General features: G+C 67.1%; 22 protein-coding genes. 16 read left to right on the forward strand and 6 right to left on the reverse strand.

Going from position 1 to position 17,827, the window contains the following annotated elements; genetic code table 11:
- Positions 1-189: 189 nt before the first annotated feature.
- From murI to ACWIEX_RS14265, 4 genes are all read left to right on the forward strand, one after another.
- On the forward strand, positions 190-1,056 hold the full coding sequence (gene murI / locus ACWIEX_RS14250) for a glutamate racemase (protein ID WP_454033693.1): 867 nt from the start codon (positions 190-192) through the stop codon (positions 1,054-1,056).
- Positions 1,057-1,118: 62 nt separating this feature from the next.
- A complete protein-coding gene (locus ACWIEX_RS14255) occupies positions 1,119-1,358 on the forward strand; it encodes a hypothetical protein (protein ID WP_454033694.1) in 240 nt (79 codons plus the stop codon).
- 270 nt (positions 1,359-1,628) lie between these two features.
- The gene (gene rpsD, locus ACWIEX_RS14260; protein ID WP_061966947.1) at positions 1,629-2,246 is read left to right on the forward strand and encodes a 30S ribosomal protein S4; all 618 of its coding nucleotides are present in this window, start codon (positions 1,629-1,631) and stop codon (positions 2,244-2,246) included.
- Positions 2,247-2,378: 132 nt separating this feature from the next.
- Positions 2,379-2,663, forward strand: coding sequence for a hypothetical protein (locus ACWIEX_RS14265; protein WP_454033695.1), 285 nt, complete (start codon positions 2,379-2,381; stop codon positions 2,661-2,663).
- A 64-nt stretch (positions 2,664-2,727) separates the two neighbouring features.
- Here ACWIEX_RS14265 and ACWIEX_RS14270 read toward each other — a convergent pair whose 3' ends face one another.
- On the reverse strand, positions 2,728-2,880 hold the full coding sequence (locus ACWIEX_RS14270; RefSeq protein WP_199085883.1) for a hypothetical protein: 153 nt from the start codon (positions 2,878-2,880) through the stop codon (positions 2,728-2,730).
- Between the two features lie 200 nt (positions 2,881-3,080).
- Here ACWIEX_RS14270 and ACWIEX_RS14275 point away from each other — a divergent pair, with 200 nt between their 5' ends.
- Positions 3,081-3,323, forward strand: a complete 243-nt coding sequence (locus ACWIEX_RS14275) for a hypothetical protein (RefSeq protein WP_454033696.1) — start codon at positions 3,081-3,083, stop codon at positions 3,321-3,323.
- Between the two features lie 95 nt (positions 3,324-3,418).
- Here ACWIEX_RS14275 and ACWIEX_RS14280 read toward each other — a convergent pair whose 3' ends face one another.
- Positions 3,419-4,051 (reverse strand): Spy/CpxP family protein refolding chaperone, encoded by a 633-nt coding sequence (locus ACWIEX_RS14280; protein WP_454033697.1) that lies wholly within the window; start codon positions 4,049-4,051, stop codon positions 3,419-3,421.
- Positions 4,052-4,224: 173 nt separating this feature from the next.
- On the opposite strand from ACWIEX_RS14280, the gene ACWIEX_RS14285 reads away from it, so the two are divergent.
- The 6 genes from ACWIEX_RS14285 (at position 4,225) to ACWIEX_RS14310 (ending at position 9,964) form a co-directional block, all read left to right on the forward strand.
- Positions 4,225-5,223 carry a P1 family peptidase gene (locus ACWIEX_RS14285; RefSeq protein ID WP_454033698.1) on the forward strand — a complete coding sequence of 333 codons (999 nt, stop codon included), beginning with the start codon at positions 4,225-4,227 and terminating at the stop codon, positions 5,221-5,223.
- A gap of 116 nt (positions 5,224-5,339) precedes the next feature.
- Positions 5,340-5,654 (forward strand): hypothetical protein, encoded by a 315-nt coding sequence (locus ACWIEX_RS14290; protein WP_454033699.1) that lies wholly within the window; start codon positions 5,340-5,342, stop codon positions 5,652-5,654.
- On the forward strand, positions 5,651-7,111 hold the full coding sequence (locus ACWIEX_RS14295) for a methyl-accepting chemotaxis protein (protein WP_454033700.1): 1,461 nt from the start codon (positions 5,651-5,653) through the stop codon (positions 7,109-7,111). Before ACWIEX_RS14290 ends, ACWIEX_RS14295 begins: the two co-directional genes overlap by 4 nt.
- Positions 7,112-7,154: 43 nt before the next feature.
- Positions 7,155-7,943 carry an ATP12 family chaperone protein gene (locus ACWIEX_RS14300; protein WP_454033701.1) on the forward strand — a complete coding sequence of 263 codons (789 nt, stop codon included), beginning with the start codon at positions 7,155-7,157 and terminating at the stop codon, positions 7,941-7,943.
- A gap of 5 nt (positions 7,944-7,948) precedes the next feature.
- On the forward strand, positions 7,949-8,335 hold the full coding sequence (locus ACWIEX_RS14305; RefSeq protein ID WP_454033702.1) for a DUF1801 domain-containing protein: 387 nt from the start codon (positions 7,949-7,951) through the stop codon (positions 8,333-8,335).
- A 99-nt stretch (positions 8,336-8,434) separates the two neighbouring features.
- Complete coding sequence (locus ACWIEX_RS14310; protein ID WP_336814338.1) at positions 8,435-9,964, forward strand: acyl-CoA carboxylase subunit beta; 1,530 nt, start codon at positions 8,435-8,437, stop codon at positions 9,962-9,964.
- Positions 9,965-10,139: 175 nt separating this feature from the next.
- On the opposite strand, the gene ACWIEX_RS14315 is transcribed toward ACWIEX_RS14310, so the two are convergent.
- The 4 genes from ACWIEX_RS14315 to ACWIEX_RS14330 are packed head-to-tail and all read right to left on the reverse strand — an operon-like array spanning position 10,140 to position 13,820.
- Positions 10,140-11,282 carry an ABC transporter permease gene (locus ACWIEX_RS14315; RefSeq protein WP_454033703.1) on the reverse strand — a complete coding sequence of 381 codons (1,143 nt, stop codon included), beginning with the start codon at positions 11,280-11,282 and terminating at the stop codon, positions 10,140-10,142.
- Entirely contained in the window at positions 11,279-12,172 is an 894-nt protein-coding gene (locus ACWIEX_RS14320) for an ABC transporter ATP-binding protein (RefSeq protein ID WP_454034794.1), read from the reverse strand. Before ACWIEX_RS14320 ends, ACWIEX_RS14315 begins: the two co-directional genes overlap by 4 nt.
- A 29-nt stretch (positions 12,173-12,201) precedes the next feature.
- A complete protein-coding gene (locus tag ACWIEX_RS14325) occupies positions 12,202-13,161 on the reverse strand; it encodes an HlyD family secretion protein (protein WP_454033704.1) in 960 nt (319 codons plus the stop codon).
- On the reverse strand, positions 13,158-13,820 hold the full coding sequence (locus tag ACWIEX_RS14330) for a CerR family C-terminal domain-containing protein (protein WP_454033705.1): 663 nt from the start codon (positions 13,818-13,820) through the stop codon (positions 13,158-13,160). Before ACWIEX_RS14330 ends, ACWIEX_RS14325 begins: the two co-directional genes overlap by 4 nt.
- Before the next feature lie 173 nt (positions 13,821-13,993).
- On the opposite strand from ACWIEX_RS14330, the gene ACWIEX_RS14335 reads away from it, so the two are divergent.
- From ACWIEX_RS14335 to ACWIEX_RS14355, 5 genes are all read left to right on the forward strand, one after another.
- A complete protein-coding gene (locus ACWIEX_RS14335) occupies positions 13,994-15,367 on the forward strand; it encodes an MBOAT family O-acyltransferase (protein ID WP_454033706.1) in 1,374 nt (457 codons plus the stop codon).
- The gene (locus ACWIEX_RS14340; protein WP_454033707.1) at positions 15,342-16,373 is read left to right on the forward strand and encodes a hypothetical protein; all 1,032 of its coding nucleotides are present in this window, start codon (positions 15,342-15,344) and stop codon (positions 16,371-16,373) included. The genes ACWIEX_RS14335 and ACWIEX_RS14340 overlap by 26 nt, the downstream gene beginning before the upstream one ends.
- 178 nt (positions 16,374-16,551) lie before the next feature.
- Complete coding sequence (dksA, locus tag ACWIEX_RS14345; RefSeq protein WP_454033708.1) at positions 16,552-16,974, forward strand: RNA polymerase-binding protein DksA; 423 nt, start codon at positions 16,552-16,554, stop codon at positions 16,972-16,974.
- A 152-nt stretch (positions 16,975-17,126) separates the two neighbouring features.
- Positions 17,127-17,519 carry a GFA family protein gene (locus ACWIEX_RS14350; RefSeq protein WP_454033709.1) on the forward strand — a complete coding sequence of 131 codons (393 nt, stop codon included), beginning with the start codon at positions 17,127-17,129 and terminating at the stop codon, positions 17,517-17,519.
- Positions 17,520-17,535: 16 nt separating this feature from the next.
- On the forward strand, positions 17,536-17,706 hold the full coding sequence (locus ACWIEX_RS14355; protein WP_454033710.1) for a hypothetical protein: 171 nt from the start codon (positions 17,536-17,538) through the stop codon (positions 17,704-17,706).
- The last annotated feature ends 121 nt before the right edge of the window (positions 17,707-17,827 follow it).

Here is a 17,827-nt window from a genome sequence, read left to right on the forward strand (position 1 = left end):
AAGCTCCAGCTCTTTGTTTCGACGCAGTTCCGGGCGCAAAACCGCTGCGCACTTTTGCTGAACTGCTCCAGATGCCAATCGATTTAGTGGACAGAGTCAACTAAATTCGAGACAGCCGCTGAACCTGCCGTTGACCGTCCCTTAACCGGTCTCTGGCGGAGTCGCGCTTTGGCGTTTGCGGCACTCTCAATGCAAGTCGATCTCCTCGCCGGCGCGAGCCACCGCCCCTTCGCGATCCCCCGGCCCCGGCCCACGATCCTCGTCTTCGATTCCGGTCTCGGCGGCCTCACCGTGCTCTCGCGCACCACCCAGGCCTGCCCCGGCGCCCATATCGTCTACGCCGCAGACGATGCCGGCTTTCCCTATGGCCGGCTGGGTGAGGGCGAACTCGTCACCCGCGTGCTCGCCGTGATGGAGCGCCTCATTGCGCGCTTCCATCCCGATCTCGTCATCATCGCCTGCAACACGGCCTCGACGCTGGTGCTCCCGGCGCTCAGGGCGCGCTTCGCGATTCCCTTCGTCGGCACCGTGCCCGCGATCAAGCCGGCCGCTGCCGCGACCCGCAGCGGCATGATCTCGGTGCTGGCCACGCCCGGCACCGTGGCGCGCGACTATACCCGCGAGCTGATCGAGACCTATGCGGCCAGCCACCGCGTCACGCTCGTCGGCGCGACGCGGCTCGCCGGCCTTGCCGAGCAGGCGCTGAAGGGCGAAGCCGTGGACGACGCGATCCTTGCTGCCGAGATCGCCCCCTGCTTCATCGAGGCGGATGGCCGCCGCACCGATGTCGTCACCCTCTCCTGCACGCATTATCCCCTGCTGCTGGAGCGGATGAAGCGCCTCGCGCCCTGGCCGGTCGAGTGGATCGACCCGGCTCCGGCGATCGCACGCCGCGTCGCCGATCTCCTGTCCGGCGCCCGGCAGACCGCCCTCGCCTGCCATGACGCCACGGCGGTTTTTACAAACGGCTCCGGCCTGACAGGCCCGTTGCGGATCGCGCTGGCCGGTTACGGCCTGGCCCAGGTCGTCGTCGAACCCATGCCCTTGGCGAACTGACGGGAACCCGGGCTCCGCCCTGAACGTTCCGCTGCAGGCGACCATCGCAGAGGAACCAGATCATGAGAAAGCTGCTCTTGCTGTTCGCGCTTGTCGCCGGCTTCGCCTTTGCCGGTGCCGGGACCAGTACGGAAGCGCAGGCGAAACCCCATGGTTGGCACAAGGGCCATGGACAGCACGGCTTCTACCGCCACGGGCCGCGCCGGCATCACGGCTGGAATCGCGGCCATCACTATGGCTGGTACAAGCACCGCCCGCGCCGCCACCATTATTATAGCCGTCCCTACGGTTACTGGCGCTGAGTCCGGCTTTCCGCGGTCGCGGAATTGACTCGAAGCCGGCTTTCCGTCATACGCCCTCTCGTCGCGCGGCTCCTCACGGGGCCGCGTGGCTTTTTCCGCACCCGTGATCCGCTCTTCTTCGGAAGCTGGATCTGTCGCCCCGGTGCATCGGACCGAAAAGTGGCCTCCACTTTTCGGGCGAATCCGATGCAGAGAAAAGGGCAGCTTGCGAAAGCTGCCTGGGACAGGAGGGCGCGGTCCTCAACTCGCGAACCTGAGAGGACACGCGACATGTCGAAGCGTCATGAGGCGAAGTACAAGATTGACCGCCGCCTCGGTCAGAACATCTGGGGCCGCCCGAAATCCCCGGTCAACCGTCGTGAATACGGCCCCGGCCAGCACGGCCAGCGCCGCAAGGGCAAGCCGTCCGACTTCGGCACGCAGCTGCGCGCCAAGCAGAAGCTGAAGGGCTACTACGGCTCGATCTCCGAGAAGCAGTTCCGCCGCTACTACGCCGAGGCGATCCGCCTGAAGGGCGACTCGGGCGAGAACCTCGTCGGCCTGCTCGAGCGTCGTCTCGACGCGGTGATCTACCGCGCCAAGTTCGTCCCGACCGTCTTCGCGGCCCGCCAGTTCGTCAACCACGGCCACATCACCGTGAACGGCAAGCGCGTCAACATCGCCTCCTACCAGGTGAAGCCGGGCGACGTGATCGCGGTCAAGGATAGCTCGAAGCAGCTCGCCATCGTCATCGAGTCGGCCGCCCTGGCCGAGCGTGACGTGCCCGACTACATCGACGCCGACCACACCAAGTTCTCGGCCACCTACACCCGCACCCCGACCCTGTCGGACGTGCCCTACGCGGTGCAGATGGAGCCGAACCTGGTCATCGAGTTCTACTCGCGCTGATCGGCGACAACGCTTCCGCTCTTCGGGGTGGAGCCGGAATTTGGGGCGGCCCTCGGGCCGCCCCTTTTTTGTTCTGCGAAGGCACGGCGGATGCGGCATGATGAGACCGCTGGTCGCGATCCGGAGAATGAGATGAGGGCTCTGAGGGCTGCATTCGGCACGCTGGCGACGGCCGCGTTCCTGCTCGCAATGCCAGCCATATCGAGCGTGGCGCTGCCGTCAGCCGCCTCGGCCGAGGTCCGTTTCGGGCGCAATGTCCGGGTTGGCGGCCACGACTTTTCGAACCAGCGCTTCGACCGCAAGCGGCGCGCGGAGATCTATCTCTACGATCGCAGCCCGGCCCGTTCAGGCTGCGTCTGGCGCTCGGATGGTCGCGGCGGCAAGGTGAAGACCTGTCACCTGCGTCGGATCAGGTAGAGGCCGCCTGCGTCAAGGCCGCTAATGGGGTGTTGGTCGAGAATATCCTGACCGGAGCGGCGGCTCAGAGATGCGAGCCGACCTCGTGTCGGAAGAAATAGCAGCCCACTCCCAGGCAGCCGATCAGGATCGACAGCGCATAGGGCCCGAACAGGCAGACGATGAAGACGGACCCGATGAAGGCCCGCATCGCCCAGCATGACCATGTCTGCTTCATGGCTAACCTCTCGCATCGCAATCACTGACAAAGCGTAAATGGCGAGCCGTGAATCCAACCTGAATAGATATGGTAAACGCCTGAATTCCCATTGAATTCCGTGTGTTAGGGTTTTTGGCGAAAGCAGGGCGGCAGCGCTCTTCCCCGTATCTCCCGGCCGCGCTCTGGCGTAGCGTCACCTCCCCTGAGAGGAGATTCGCATGAAAAGACTTCTGCTGACCGCGTTCGCTGTGTGCTGCATGGCCGGCGCGGCCCAGGCGCAAAGCTGCAACCTTCAGGCCTCGGACAAGAAGCTGGCCGGCGCGGCGAAGACGAGCTTCCTGACCAAATGCGAGAAGGACGCGGGCGCCGCCTGCGACAAGCAGGCCGCCGACAGGAAGCTGGCCGGCGCCGCCAAGAACAGCTTCACCAAGAAATGCGTCTCGGACGCCGTCGGCACCTGAAGACCGGCACCGGCAAGCCATAAGCGAAGAGCCGCGCCCAAGACAGGGCGCGGCTCTGTTCACGTGCAGTTCTGGAAATCGGTTGAGGCCGGGTCTCAATCCTCGTTCTGGTCGTCGCGATCCTGCCAGTGCCGGCGTCCACCCCGGTCGCCACGCTCCCAGCGGTCGCCCCGATCGTTGTCATGCCATCCGCCACGCCAGCCGCGCATCTCGCGGAAGCGCTCGCGCCCCTCCGCCATCGCCTCGCGCACCGAGCGGCGCAGCACCGTCTTCTGCTCGTCGCTGAGCGTCGTCCAGAGCGGGCGCACGGCATCGGCCAGTTCCTTGGAGCGGGCCGCACGCTCGCCCTGCCGGTTGGCAGTGGCATCGAGGCGCTCCATCAGGTCGGCATGGCGCAGCGCCTCGCGCCGCTCGCGCATCGCTCGCCAGCGCTCGCCGCGCTCGGAACTGCGCTGCTTGATCAGCCCCTCGACCTTGTCGAAGAGAGCCGCCTGCTCCGGACTGAGCTTGAGATCGGCGCGTACCCTGGACAAGCGCTCTTCCATCCGCTCCCTGGCGCGCTCGGCCCGGCGCTCGCGCCATTCGTCCCGGCGCTGTTCGCGGCTTTCGCTGCGTTCCTGCTTCTGGTCGCTGCCGCCCGCGGGCGGAACCGGCTGCGGCTGCGCCAGAGCGAAGCTGCCGGCGAGCATCGCGATCGAGGATGCGGCGATGAGGGCAATGGGTTTCACGGGCAATCTCCTTGGAACAGTCCAGTCGAAGCGTCGCGCAGCGGGTCTCGAAGCCGAGTGGCGATAGCGTGAACCTGATCCTGCCGGCCTGACCCGGCAATGGCCAGCGGATGAAAAGATCGTAATGTAGCGACAACGCCTTCGGCGCGATTCGGTTCGCCATCGGGTTTTCAATGCAAAATCTCATCACCGATGTCCGCGGCCTGCTCGTCGGCCAGGCGCATGATGCTGCGGCAGCAACCGGCGTCACCGCCGCGATCTTCGAGCGCCCGACCGTCGCCTCGGCCGCCGTGCTTGGCGGCGCGCCCGGCACCCGCGATACCGCGCTGCTCGATCCGGAAATGACCGTCGAGCATGTCGACGCCATCGTGCTTTCCGGCGGCTCGGCCTGGGGGCTCGGCGCCACCGATGGTGTGATGCGCTGGTTGGCGAAGGAGGGCCGCGGCTTTCCGGTCGGCGCCTTCCGCGTACCGATCGTCCCGCAGGCGATCCTGTTCGACCTGATGAATGGCGGCGAGAAGCCCTGGGCCCGTGGCGAAGGCGAGACGCCTTATGCCCGGCTCGGAGCCGAGGCTGCCGCCGCAGCTTCCGCCAGATTCGCGCTCGGAACCGCCGGTGCCGGCTACGGCGCGACCACCGCCAATTTGAAAGGCGGTCTCGGCTCGGCCAGTGCGCGGGCCGCGACAGGGCAGATCGTCGGCGCACTGGTTGCGGTTAACGCCGTCGGCACGGCCACGATCGGCGACGGCCCCCATTTCTGGGCGGCCCCCTATGAGCGGGATGGTGAATTCGGCGGCATCGGTTGGCCTGCCGCGATCACGCCTGACGACACCGCTTTGCGCTTCAAGGGCGGCACCGGTCAGAACACCACGATCGCGCTGGTCGCGACCGACGCCGTCCTGACCAAGCCGCAGGCCCGCCGCCTCGCGCTCGCCGCGCATGATGGCCTCGCCCGTGCCTTGCGCCCTGCCCATGCCCCGTTGGACGGCGACATCGTCTTCGCCGCCGCAACGGGTTACAGCGGCGCCCCCTCGGACGCCTTCGCGATGACGGAGCTTTGCGCCACGGCCGCCGATGTGCTGGCCCGCGCGGTGGCGCGCGGCGTCCACGCGGCGACGGCCCTGCCCTTTGACGGCGCAAGGCCCGCCTGGCGGGATCGGTTCGGACACTGAGCCGATCCCGGAAACATGCCGCAACGTTAGCGAAGCAATTTACCAAGCATAAAGCCAGCCTCCGTAATCTGCCCGCCTAGGTTTCCGTTTCATGATCGGACAACCGGGGGGACCCTATGCGCGAGATCGGCTTCGGCCTGGTCTGCGGCCTCGTGATGGCGGTGGCCGCGCTCCTGATTGCAGCCTGGCCGGTGCCAGGACGGCCGATCGCCGCCTTTTTCCCTGCTGGAACCGCGTCGGCCGATATCGCACAAGCGGTTACCGAGGCGAGCGGCAGCCTCCTGCAGATTGATACCAACGCCGCCGTCGCCTTCACCATGGGCGAGCGCGACGGCTTCGTCTCGTCCCTCTACGGCGCCGGAGCCTGGCTCGTCATCGACGCCGCCTTTGCCCGGCTCTGCACGGGAAGCATCGCAGGGAGCAGCCGATGAATGCCGTCGCACGCTTTCGTGAACGCTTCTCCCGTTTCCTGATCGCGATCCTCTGGGCGAATGCCGCCGTGCTGGCAGTCGGGACGCCGGCCGCCTCGCCACTGCACGGCCCAGCGATCACGCTGGCAGGCATCGCGCTGGCCGCGCTGGGAACGATGGTGTGGCGCATCGACCGCACCGGCTGGGTGACCCGCGAGGTTTCCAGCATCGTGACCATGGGCCAGGTCATGCTGCTGGTCTATGCCTATGCCGGGCATCCCTATCAGTCCGACATGCACATGTATTTCTTCGCCATGCTGGCCGTGCTCGCCGGCTGGCTGGACTGGCGCATCTTCATCCCGGCGACCCTCGCCATCGTCCTGCACCACCTCGCCTTCAGCCTGTTGCTGCCGGGCGGCGTCTTCCTCAACGGCAACCAGATCGATCGCGTCCTGCTGCATGGCGCGATCGTGGCCGTGCAGTCGGTCGCGCTGAGCTGGGTGGTCTGGTCGCTGCGCCAGTCTCTCGAAATCTCGGAGCGCGAGCGCCATGAGGCCGATGCCGCCCGCACGACGGCCGATGAGGCACGGCGCGAGCTGGCCGAAACCATGGAAAGAGGTGCCCTCGTCCGCCGTCAGGTCCTGCACGCCGTGGCCGATGATTTCGAACGCGAGATCGCCGGTATCGCCCGCGACGTCATCGCATCCGTGCAATCCCTGCGCATTGCCTCGCAGCAGATGAAGACCGGCGCCCTCGAAGTCTCGGAGCGCTCCAGCGCAGCATCGCAATCCTCGCGCCAGACCTCCTCGAACGTCGTCGCCGTTACACAGGGCACGGCGGAGCTGGCGCATTCCTTCGCCGAGGTCGACCGCCAGGTCGCGGAAACCACGCGGGTCGTCGGAGAGACCACGCGGCAGGCCCGCGCCGTGCTCGATACCGTCGGCGAATTGTCGCGCAAGGCCGGCCAGGTCGGCGACATCACCGATGCGATCTCCACCATCGCCAAGCATACCAACCTGCTGGCGCTGAACGCCTCGATCGAAGCCGCCCGGCTCGGCCATTCCGGCGGCGGCTTCACCGTCGTCGCCCAGGAGATCAAGTCGCTCGCCAACCAGACCTGGCGCGCAACCGAGGAGATCCAGAGCCAGATCGGCGCCATCCGCGAATCCAGCACGGAGGCGATCGACGCGATCGACGCCATGAACGCGACGGTCGGTTCGCTCAACCAGATCTCGGGCAATGTCGCGACCGTGGTCGAACAGCAGAACGCCGCGGCGGCCGGTATCGCCCAGATCATCCGGCGCGCCGCCGACGAGACCGTCTTCGCCGCCGGCCATATCGACATCGTCAGCCGCATCGCCGCGGAAACCGACGAGGCCGCGAGCCATGTCGCCGAATCCGCCGACAAGCTCTCGCGCCAGTCGGTGCATCTCGACACCGAAGTCGCTCAGTTCCTCGGTCGGATTCGCGCTGCCTGAGCCCCGGTTTCCCAGCCGGGCGCGAATGCGCTATGGCGGAGCCATGTCCACCGACGATTTCCTCGCCCGTTTCGGCTCCCCCGGCGCCAGCCAGCCGGACCCCGTCGCCGCCGCCCAACAGGCGATGCGCAATCCCCTGCCCGCCCGCTTCTATAAGGAGGCCGGCGTGCTGGAGCGCGACGGGCTTTTCCATGTCGCCCTCGACGGCAAGACGGCGCGGACCCCGGCCCGCAAGCCCCTCGCCGTCACCTCCCGCCCCGTTGCCGAGGCCCTCGCCTCCGAATGGCAGGCGCAGGGCGAACGGGTCGACCCCGCCCGGATGCCGCTGACCCGCCTCGTCAACTCGGCGCTCGACGGCGTCGAGGACCAGCAGGAGGCCGTGCGCGCCGAGATCGTCCGCTATGCCGGCTCCGACGCGCTCTGCTACCGCGCGGGCGAGCCCGAGGCGCTTGTCGAACGGCAAAACCAGGTCTGGCAGCCGATTCTCGGGGGCATCGAGGCACTGATCGGCGCCCGCTTCCTCCTGGCGGAAGGCATCGTCTTCGCCGAGCAGCCGCACGAAACGCTCGCGGCGATCGCCCGCCGGGTCGAGACGATCCCCGCTCCGCTGGCGCTGGCCGGCGCGCATAACGTCATGACGTTGACCGGCTCGGCCATCCTGACGCTGGCGCTGGCGAACGGGCAGATCGACCCGGACGCCGCCTGGGACGCCGCCCATCTCGACGAGGACTACCAGATCGGCATCTGGGGCCAGGACGAGGAGGCGGCCGAGCGCCGCGTCATCCGCCGCCGCGAGTTCGATGCGGCCGTGCTGTTGCTGCTGAAAGGCTAGGCGCGATGAAAATGGGGCCGGCGGCGACATCTCCCGATGCTTACGTCGAAACCCTCTCCGGCTGGCAGCGCGCCCTCGTCGAGCAATTGCGACACGAGGTCCGCGCCGCCGCCCCGCTCGACGAGCGGATCAAATGGACCCATCTCGTCTACTTCTCCAACGGCCCGGTTCTGCTCATCCGCGCCGAGGAGAAGCGCGTCCTCTTCGGCTTCTGGCGCGGCAAGCGCCTGCGCGAGCTCGCGCCGCGCCTCAAGGCCGGCGGCAAATACGAGCTGGCGACCTGGGAATTGCGCGAGGGCGACAGCGTCGACCCCGCACTGCTGACAAGGCTGGTTCAGGAAGCGGTTCGCCTGAACGACGAGGTGGGCAATCCCGCCGCGCGTTCCGCATGATTGCGGTTCCCGCTTCAGCAAACGTCGTAATGGACTCATGCGCGATGGCCGCTTAAGCCGGCTTTCGAGACGCGTTTTGCCCGCCGGGAGCCTGCCGCCATGAAGGACATCCTCGAACAGCTCGAAACCCGCCGCGAGGGCGCCCGCAAGGGCGGCGGCGAGCGCCGCATCGAGGCGCAGCACAAGCGCGGCAAGCTCACCGCCCGCGAGCGCATCGAGCTCCTGCTCGACAAGGACTCCTTCGAGGAGTTCGACATGTTCGTGCAGCACCGCGCCGTCGATTTCGGCATGGACAAGGCTGAGAAGATCCCCGGCGACGGCGTCGTCACCGGCTGGGGCACGGTCAACGGCCGCACCGTCTTCGTCTTCTCGAAGGACTTCACCGTCTTCGGCGGCTCGCTTTCCGAGACGCACGCCCAGAAGATCATCAAGATCCAGGACATGGCGCTGAAGATGCGCGCGCCCATCGTCGGCCTATTCGATGCCGGCGGCGCCCGCATCCAGGAAGGCGTCGCGGCGCTCGGCGGCTATGGCGAGGTCTTCAAGCGGAACGTCCAGGCTTCCGGCGTGATCCCGCAGATCTCGGTGATCATGGGGCCCTGCGCCGGTGGCGACGTCTATTCCCCGGCGATGACCGACTTCATCTTCATGGTCCGCGACACCTCCTACATGTTCGTGACCGGCCCTGAGGTCGTGAAGACCGTTACCAACGAGACCGTGACCTCCGAGGAGCTCGGCGGCGCCAAGGTCCATACCTCCAAGTCATCGGTCGCCGACGGCTCCTTCGAGAACGATGTCGAGGCACTCCTGCAGGTGCGCCGCCTGCTCGACTTCCTGCCGGCCAACAACACGGCCGGCGTGCCGGAATGGCCCTCCTTCGACGTACCCGACCGCGTCGACATGAGCCTGGACACGCTCGTCCCGGACAATCCGAACAAGCCCTACGACATCAAGGAGCTGATCCTGAAGACGGTCGACGAGGGCGATTTCTTCGAGATCCAGGCAGCCTATGCCGGCAATATCGTCACCGGCTTCGGCCGCATCGAGGGCCGCACCGTCGGCATCGTCGCCAACCAGCCGATGGTGCTCGCCGGCGTGCTCGACTCCGACGCCTCGCGCAAGGCCGCCCGTTTCGTGCGCTATTGCGACGCCTTCGAGATCCCGATCGTCTCGCTCGTCGACGTTCCCGGCTTCCTGCCCGGCACGGCCCAGGAATATGGCGGCCTGATCAAGCACGGCGCCAAGCTGCTCTTCGCCTATTCGGAATGCACCGTGCCGCTGGTCACGATCATCACGCGCAAGGCCTTCGGCGGCGCCTATGACGTGATGGCCTCGAAGCATATCGGCGCCGACGTGAACTATGCCTGGCCGACGGCGCAGATCGCGGTGATGGGTGCCAAGGGCGCGGTGGAGATCATCTTCCGCGGCGGCGACGCCGAGACGATCGCGCGCCAGACCAAGGAATACGAGGACCGCTTCATGTCGCCCTTCGTCGCGGCCGAGCGCGGCTATATCGACGAGGTGATCATGCCGCACTCGACCCGCCGCCGCATCGCCCGCGCGCTCGCCATGCTCAGGACCAAGAGCGTCGAGCGACCCTGGCGGAAGCACGACAACATTCCGCTCTGAACTCCGCAGAACTTGTCATTCCGGGGCTTCGCGCAGCGAAGAACCCGGAACCCACGACTGGGTGAGCGGCTCGCAAGGCGGCATAAAATGTCTCACCCAGTCGTGGGTTCCGGGTTCGTGCCTTCGGCACGCCCCGGAATGACAAGGGTGTATTGCGATCGACGGACGAAAGCCCCTAATCCAGCGTGCTCCGGAACCGCATCAGCGCCAGCCCCGCATAAACCGGCACGAACAGGCCGAGATAGACGACCTCGTCGCCGATATCGCCGAGGCCCGCGCCCTTCAGCATGATCGCGCGGATGATCCGCAGGAAATGCGTCAGCGGGAAGAGCTCGCCCAGCGTCTGCGCCCAGCCCGGCATGCCGGCGAAGGGGAACATGAAGCCCGACAGCATCAGCGAGGGCAGGAAGAAGAAGAAGGTCAGCTGCATCGCCTGGAGCTGCGTGCGCGCCACCGTCGAGATCGTGTAGCCGAGCAGCACCAGCGCCAGCACGAAGACCAGCACGCAGGTGAGCAGCAGCCCGAGCCCGCCGAGGAATGGCACGGCGAAGAGCAGCTTCGCCGCCCCCAGCACGATCACCACCTGCACCGCGCCGATGGCGAGATAAGGTAAAACCTTGCCGAGCATGATCTCGCCGGCCGTCGCCGGCATGGCGAGCAGGTTCTCCATCGTGCCGCGCTCGATCTCGCGGGTCAGCGCCATTGCCGTCATCATCACCATGGTCATCTGCAGGATGACGCCGAGCAGGCCGGGCACGATGTTGTACTGGGTGATGTTCTCCGGGTTGTAGCGCCGGTGCACGATGAAGGAGAGGGTATCGCCCCCTCCACCGGCCGGATCGGTCACCGGCTCGCGCCCCTGCGCCCGCAGCAGAGCCCGGCTTGCGATCGTGCCGAGCGCCGAGACCGCCCCGCTCGCCGCCGCCGGATCGGTCGCGTCGGCCTCGACCAGGATGCGCGGCTCGTCGGCGCGCTCGACGCGGGCACCGAAATCGCTGGGAATGGTGACGAGGAAGGAGATCTCGCCCTTCGCCATCAGGCTCTCGGCCTCGGCCGCGCTCTGCGGCCGCTCGCCGAAGCGGTAATAGTTCGAGACCTCCAGCGCCGAGACCACGGCGCGGGTATAGCGATCCTGCCCGAGCGCCAGGACCGCCGCCGGCAGGCCGCGCGGATCGTTGTTGATCGCATAGCCGAAGAGCAGGAGCTGGACGATCGGCACCGCCAGCATCATCGCGAAGGTGATGCGGTCGCGCCGCATCTGCACGAACTCCTTGGCCAGGATCGCGCCGAGCCGGCGGGGCGAGAACAGCCCGGTCACGCCGCCCGCTCCTGCGCGCCGGTCATGAACTTGATGAAGACGTCTTCGAGGCTGGTCTCGCCGGGCTCGACCTTGATGCCGGCCTCGCTCTTCAGCGGTTCAAGCGCAGCCTCCAGCTTGCTCCGGTCGGTGCCGACGACGTGGAGCGTCGCGCCGAAGGGCGCCACCTGCTCGACGCCCTCAGTCGCCTCCAGCGCCCGGATCTGGGCGGGCTTCAGCGCGCCATGGACGACGAAGGTGACAAGGCCGGAGCCCTTCACCACCTCCTCGACCGTCCCCGTCGCCAGCATCCGGCCATAGGCGATGTAGCCGATGCGATGGCAGCGTTCAGCCTCATCCATGTAATGGGTCGAGACGAGCACGGTCAGCCCATCGCCGGCGAGGCGATGGATCTCGTCCCAGAACTCGCGCCGCGCCTTGGGATCGACGCCGGCGGTCGGCTCGTCGAGCAGCAAAAGCTTGGGCTGGTGCATGATGCAGGCGGCGAGCGCCAGCCGCTGCTTCCAGCCGCCGGAGAGCGTGCCGGCAAGCTGGTCCTTGCGCGAGGTCAGGCCCAGCCCGTCGAGCGTCTTCGCCACCGCCTCGTCGACCGGATCGAGCTCGTAGAGCCGCGCCACGAAGGTCAGGTTCTCGGCGATGGTCAGGTCTTCGTAGAAGGAGAAGCGCTGGGTCATGTAGCCGACCTGGCGCTTGATCGCGGCGCTCTGCGTGCGGACGTCGAGCCCGAGCACGGTGCCCTCCCCGGCATCGGGCCTGAGCAGGCCGCAGATCATCCGGATCGTCGTCGTCTTGCCCGAGCCGTTGGGGCCGAGGAAGCCGACGATCTCACCGGTCGCCACCGCGAGATTGACATCGTCGACCACCGTGCGCTTGCCGAAGCGCTTGGTCATCCCATGCACGTCGATGGCAAGCGGCGCGCTCACCGCTGCCCCCTGAGCGTGACGTCGACGATCTGGCCGGGTTGCAGGGCCGATTGCGGGCCGCCATCCGGCCGCGCCTCGACCAGATAGACCAGCTTCTGGCGCGTCTGCGCCGAATAGATCACCGGGGGTGTGAATTCCGGCTCGGGCGAGACATAGGTCACGGTCGCCGTCAGCCCGGGGGCGCAGCCGTCGCAGCGGACATCGAGTTTCATCCCCGTGGTCACACCCGAGATCCTGATCTCCGGCACATAGAGCATCAGCTTGGCGGCGCCGTCCGGCAGCATCAGCAGCACCGGCGCGCTCGGCCCGGCGAGTTCGCCGACCCGGCGCAGCACGTCGCTGATCCGCCCGGCCGAGGGCGTGACGAGCTGGCGCTGCGACAGGCGCCACTGCGCCTGTGCGAGGGCGGCCTTGGCCTGCTCGACCGCGTTCTCGCTCGCCTTGATCTCGTCCGGCCGTGCCGGCAGGCGCGCGACATCGAGATTCGCGGCATTCTGGCGGACGCTCGCCGCGGCGACATCGCGCGCCGTTTCCGCCTGGTCGAAATCGGCCTGGGTCGAGACGCCGCGCCGCAGCAGGTCCTGCCGGCGATCAAGAGCCCGCTCGGCCTCACGCTGCTGCGCCTTGGCGGAGGCCAGATTGGCCTCGATCACTGCGATTTCCTCCGGCCGCCTGCCGATGCGCAGATTGTCGAGCTGCGCCTGAGCCTGGACCAGTCGCGCCTCGCTTTCCCGAACCGCGTTCTCCGCATCGGTCGTCTCCAGTCCGGCGACGACCTTGCCGGCCTCGACGCGATCGCCCCGGCGGACATCGACATGCTCGATCCGGGCGGTGTCGATCGGACCGAGCCGGACATATTCGCCCTCGACATAGCCGGCGATCCGGACCGTATCGCCGCCGCAGGCCGAGAAGCTCGCCGCGATCAATCCGAAGGAACAGAGGAAGCCGAGGATCATGACCTGTTCTCCCGCATGCTGGCGATGCTGGCGCGGACATTGGCACGGATGATTCCGGCGATCGCCTCGCTCTCAGCCGGGCCGATCGCGCTCCAGCCCATCCGCCGCATCACGGCCGGCCGCGCCAATCGGAAATAGAGCACCTGCCCGATCGTCGCGAAGACTGCGAGCCTGGTTGCCTCGGCCTCCGGCTCCATCCCGGTCGCCGCCGCCCAGAGCCGGCAGACCTGCCCATGGACCGGGCCGACCAGCCCGTCGTAGAGCGTCTCAAAGGCGGAGGTCGGCTCCATCATCTCGCGCAGGACGAAGCGGGCGATCGTCTCGCTCTCCTGCGCCTGCGTGGCGAAGGCGGTGACGCGCCCGACGATGCCGAGCAGCAGCTCCACCGCCATCTCAGGCGCGAGCCCGTCGAATGGCGGCATCGCGGCAGCGGCCCCGAAGACCCGCTGCTTCATCGTCGCGACCACGGCCTCGGCACAGGCCTGGCGCAGGCCGTCCTTGCCGCCGAAATGATAGGCGATGCCGGCGCTGTTGGCGCCCGCCGCCCGGGCGATCTGGCGGATCGAGCTCGCCTCGAAGCCGTGCCGGCCGAACAGATCGAGCCCAGCGCGAATCAGCGCCTCGCGCGTCCCCGCATCGCTGTCGGAAATAGCTTTCATGCCGCTTCCATAACACTCTCCGTTATTTCAATCAATCGATTGATTGAAATAACGGAGGAAGAAGCCCGCTGCGTCTGCCTTCTTTCACCCTCCCGCGCCGCACCAGCCCCGACATGACTCGCCGCCGATAATGGTCTAAGGCGGCAGCCATCCTTTGATCCGCTCCCCGCCCGATGCTTTTCAACTCCTTCGTCTTCCTGCTTGCCTTCCTGCCGCTGGCGCTCGCCCTCCACTGGGCGGCGGAGCGCTTTGCGCCGCGCTTGAGGCTGCCGGTGCTTGTGGCGCTGTCCTTCGCCTTCTACGGCTATTGGGACTGGCGCTTCCTGCCGTTGCTGGCGCTCTCGATCGGGCTGAACTGGCTGATTGCCGAGGCCTTCCAGAAGACGAAGGCGGGCGCGCTGATCACGCTTGCGATCGTCCTGAACCTCGCCGTTCTCGCGGTGTTCAAGTACTTCAACTTCTTCGCCGATCTCGCTGGAATGATTCCGGGATTGCCGGCGCCGAAATTCGACATCGCGCTGCCGCTCGGCATCTCCTTCTTCACCTTCCACCACATCATGTACCTGACCGATCTGCGGCGCGGGCAGGCGCCGCGCTACGATCTCGTCCGCTATGCGCTCTACATCGCCTTCTTCCCGCAGGTGCTCGCCGGCCCCCTAGTGCGCTGGCGCGAGATCATGCACCAGCTCGACGAGCGACCCTATCAGCGCCCGGACGCGGCCGAGCGGATCGCGCGCGGCCTGATGCTGCTGACCTTCGGCCTCGCCAAGAAGGTGCTGATCGGCGATCCCCTCGCCGAATACGCCAACCCGGTCTTCGCGGCCGCGGCGGCCGGCAAGGTCATCAGCCTGATGGAAGCCTGGCAGGCGACGCTCGCCTTCACCTTCCAGATCTATTTCGACTTCTCCGGCTACACCGACATGGCGCTGGGCCTCGCTTTGCTCTTCGGCGTGGTGCTGCCGCAGAATTTCGAAGCGCCCTATCGCTCGCTCTCGATCCAGGATTTCTGGCGCCGCTGGCACATGACGTTGTCGCGCTTCCTGCGCGATTACCTCTACATCCCGCTCGGCGGCTCGCGCAGCGGCCTGCCGACCCAGATCTGGGCGCTGTTCGCGACCATGGCGCTGGGCGGGCTCTGGCACGGCGCCGGTCTCACCTTCGTCGCCTGGGGCGTGGCGCATGGACTGGCGCTGATCGTCGCCCTGTTCTGGCGCCGCGCCGGCCTGCCGATGCCGGCAGCGCTCGGCTGGATCCTGACCTTCCTGTTCGTGATGCTCTGCTGGGTGCTGTTCCGGGCGACGAATTTCGAGGCCGCGCTGGCGATCTACAAGGGCCTGTTCGGGCTCGGCCCGATCGGCACCGGCTTCAAATGGCGTGCTTTGCTGCCGGCGGCAGCCTTCGCCATCATCGGCCCCACCGCCTGGAACCTCGTCCATAAGCTGCCGCCGGCCCGCTGGCTCGCGATCCTCGCCGGGCTCCTGTTCGTCATCATCCTGCTGAAGATCGGCGAAGACGCCAATTATGAGTTCATCTACTTCCAGTTCTGAGCCGGCCGGCACGGCCGCCCGGGCGGCGAAATGGACGGGCTTCACCGGCACCTTCCTGGCAGCGGCGGTGCTGATCTCGGCCGCCTTCCTCGCGGCCGCCTTCCTGATCGACCCCTACGATTCCGGCCGCTCGCCGCTGAAGCTCGGGGACGGCGTACGCCCGCAGGGCCCGCGCACGGCGCTGGCGAGCCGCGGGCGCGACCCGCGCTTCACCGGCGCCCTCTTCGGAAACTCGCATATCCAGCTGATCTCTCCGGAGGAGCTGCGTGCGAAGACCGGCATCCCCTTCGTCTCGTTGATCGCGCCGGCGACCCAGCCCAAGGAGATCTTCGCGGCGATCGACTGGTTCCTGCGCCATCATCGCGCGACGCCGCCGAAGGCGATCGTGGTCGGCATCGACAATTACTGGTGCACGGCGAACCCGGCCCTGCCCAACGAGAAGCCCTTCCCCTTCTGGCTCATGAGCCGCAGCCTGTCCGAGTATGTCGGCGGACTGATGCGCTTCGACCTGCTGGAGGAGTTGCCACGCCGCATCTCCTACCTGACCTCGCGCAAGGCCGAGCGCGCCCGCCCGGACGGCTACTGGGACTACGAATCGGACTACGGCGTGCAGCGTTACGGCACCAATCCGGAGATCATCGCCCGGTTGCAGAAGCCGATCGAGGCCGGCGGCGGCAATGTCGACGGCCCGTTCCCGGCCGTGACGGGGCTGGAAGAGCTGATGAAGGCGGCCCCCGCCGAGACCGCGCTGATTCTCCTGCGCCCGCCGGTCTATGTCACCGCCCTTTCGAAACCCGGCACGCGCGATGCCGCAGCCGATGCGGCCTGCCGCAAGGCCTTCGCCGATCTGGCGGCCCGCCGCCCGCGCACGGCGCTGGTCGATTGGCGGGTCGACAGGCCTGAATTGCGCGATCCCAAGCTGTTCTTCGACCATAGTCACTATCGGCAACCGATCGCCAGATTGGTCGAAGCCGACATCGCCGAGGCGATCCGCAAGCTGAATTGATCTGAATCCCGCCGTTTTCGTCGAAAATCGGCGCCAGACCGCATGTTTTCACGAAGCCGTTGAAGCCCTGTCGGAAGCGATTGTTCCAGTTGAAACGGATCGCTATAAGGGCGCCAAATCGGCTCCCCTCCCGCGGCACAGCCGATGGGTGCGCGAGTCGACAACTGAGAGAGCGCCCATGTCGAAGCAGATCATCCTCGAGGCGGATTACAGGCCGAGCGATGACGAGCCGTTCATGAACGACCGTCAACGCGAGTATTTCCGCGGCAAGCTCCTCGCCTGGAAGGACGAGATCCTGCGGGAAGCGAGGGAAACCCTGCTGACCTTGCAGAAAGAGAGCGAGAATCACCCGGACATCGCCGACCGGGCCTCGTCCGAAACCGACCGCGCCATCGAGCTGCGCGCCCGCGATCGGCAGCGCAAGCTGATCGCCAAGATCGACGCGGCCATCGCCCGGATCGACGACGCGACCTACGGCTATTGCGAGGAGACTGGCGAGCCGATCTCGCTGAAGCGCCTGGAAGCCCGCCCGATCGCGACGCTTTCGCTGGAGGCGCAGGAGCGCCACGAGCGCAACGAGCGTGTCTTCCGCGACGACTGAGCCGCGGCGAACCTGCCCAGCTTTTCGAAAGGCCCCACGCCGGCAGGCGCGGGGCCTTTTGCGTGAACGCCGTGCTTCGACGACCCGTTCCTTCAGGAAGCGGCCTGCCCTAACCTCGCGGCGACAACCGCCGATCGAGGAGGAGACGCTGCATGGATCGTTTCACAGGTGGATGCCGCTGCGGCGACCTGCGGGTCGTGGCGTCGGGGCGCCCTTACCGGGTCGGCCTCTGCCATTGCCTCGATTGCCGCAAATATCACGGCGCCCTCTTCCACGCGTCGGCGATCTTCCCACAGGACGCGGTGACGATCGAGGGCGAAGCCCGCGACTATGACGGCCGCTTCTTCTGCCCCCGCTGCGGATCCACGGTCTTCGGACGCAGCGGCGACGAGGTGGAGATCAATCTCGGCTCGCTGGATGCGCCAGACCAGTTCGTGCCGACCTACGAACTCTGGACCATCCGTCGCGAAGCCTGGCTTCCGCCCTTCCCGCTGACGAAGCGATACGAACGCAACCGCGATGCCGCAGGCCGCTCCGAGGGCTAACGGAGAACTATCGATCATGTGGCGGAATCTGGTCGCCAGCCTGTTCCTGATGCTCACGATCTCGGCTTGCGCCCGCGACGATGTGCGCTGCCACACGCACAAGACCGCGAATGGCGACCTCACCGAATGCAGCCGGGAACAGGCCGAAACATTGTTCCCGGGCGCCGGCTCGCAGAAGCCCGCATAGCCCTCACGCGCCCAGCGTCGTTGCTCTGCCGCATGAATTTGCTATGCCTCGCGGCATGATCGCGCTCATCAGGTTCTTCCGCACGCGCCTGAGCCCGCCCTAGGCGCCGGCTTCCCTCATT

The sequence above is a fragment of the Allobosea sp. NPDC055353 genome, assembly GCF_053644975.1.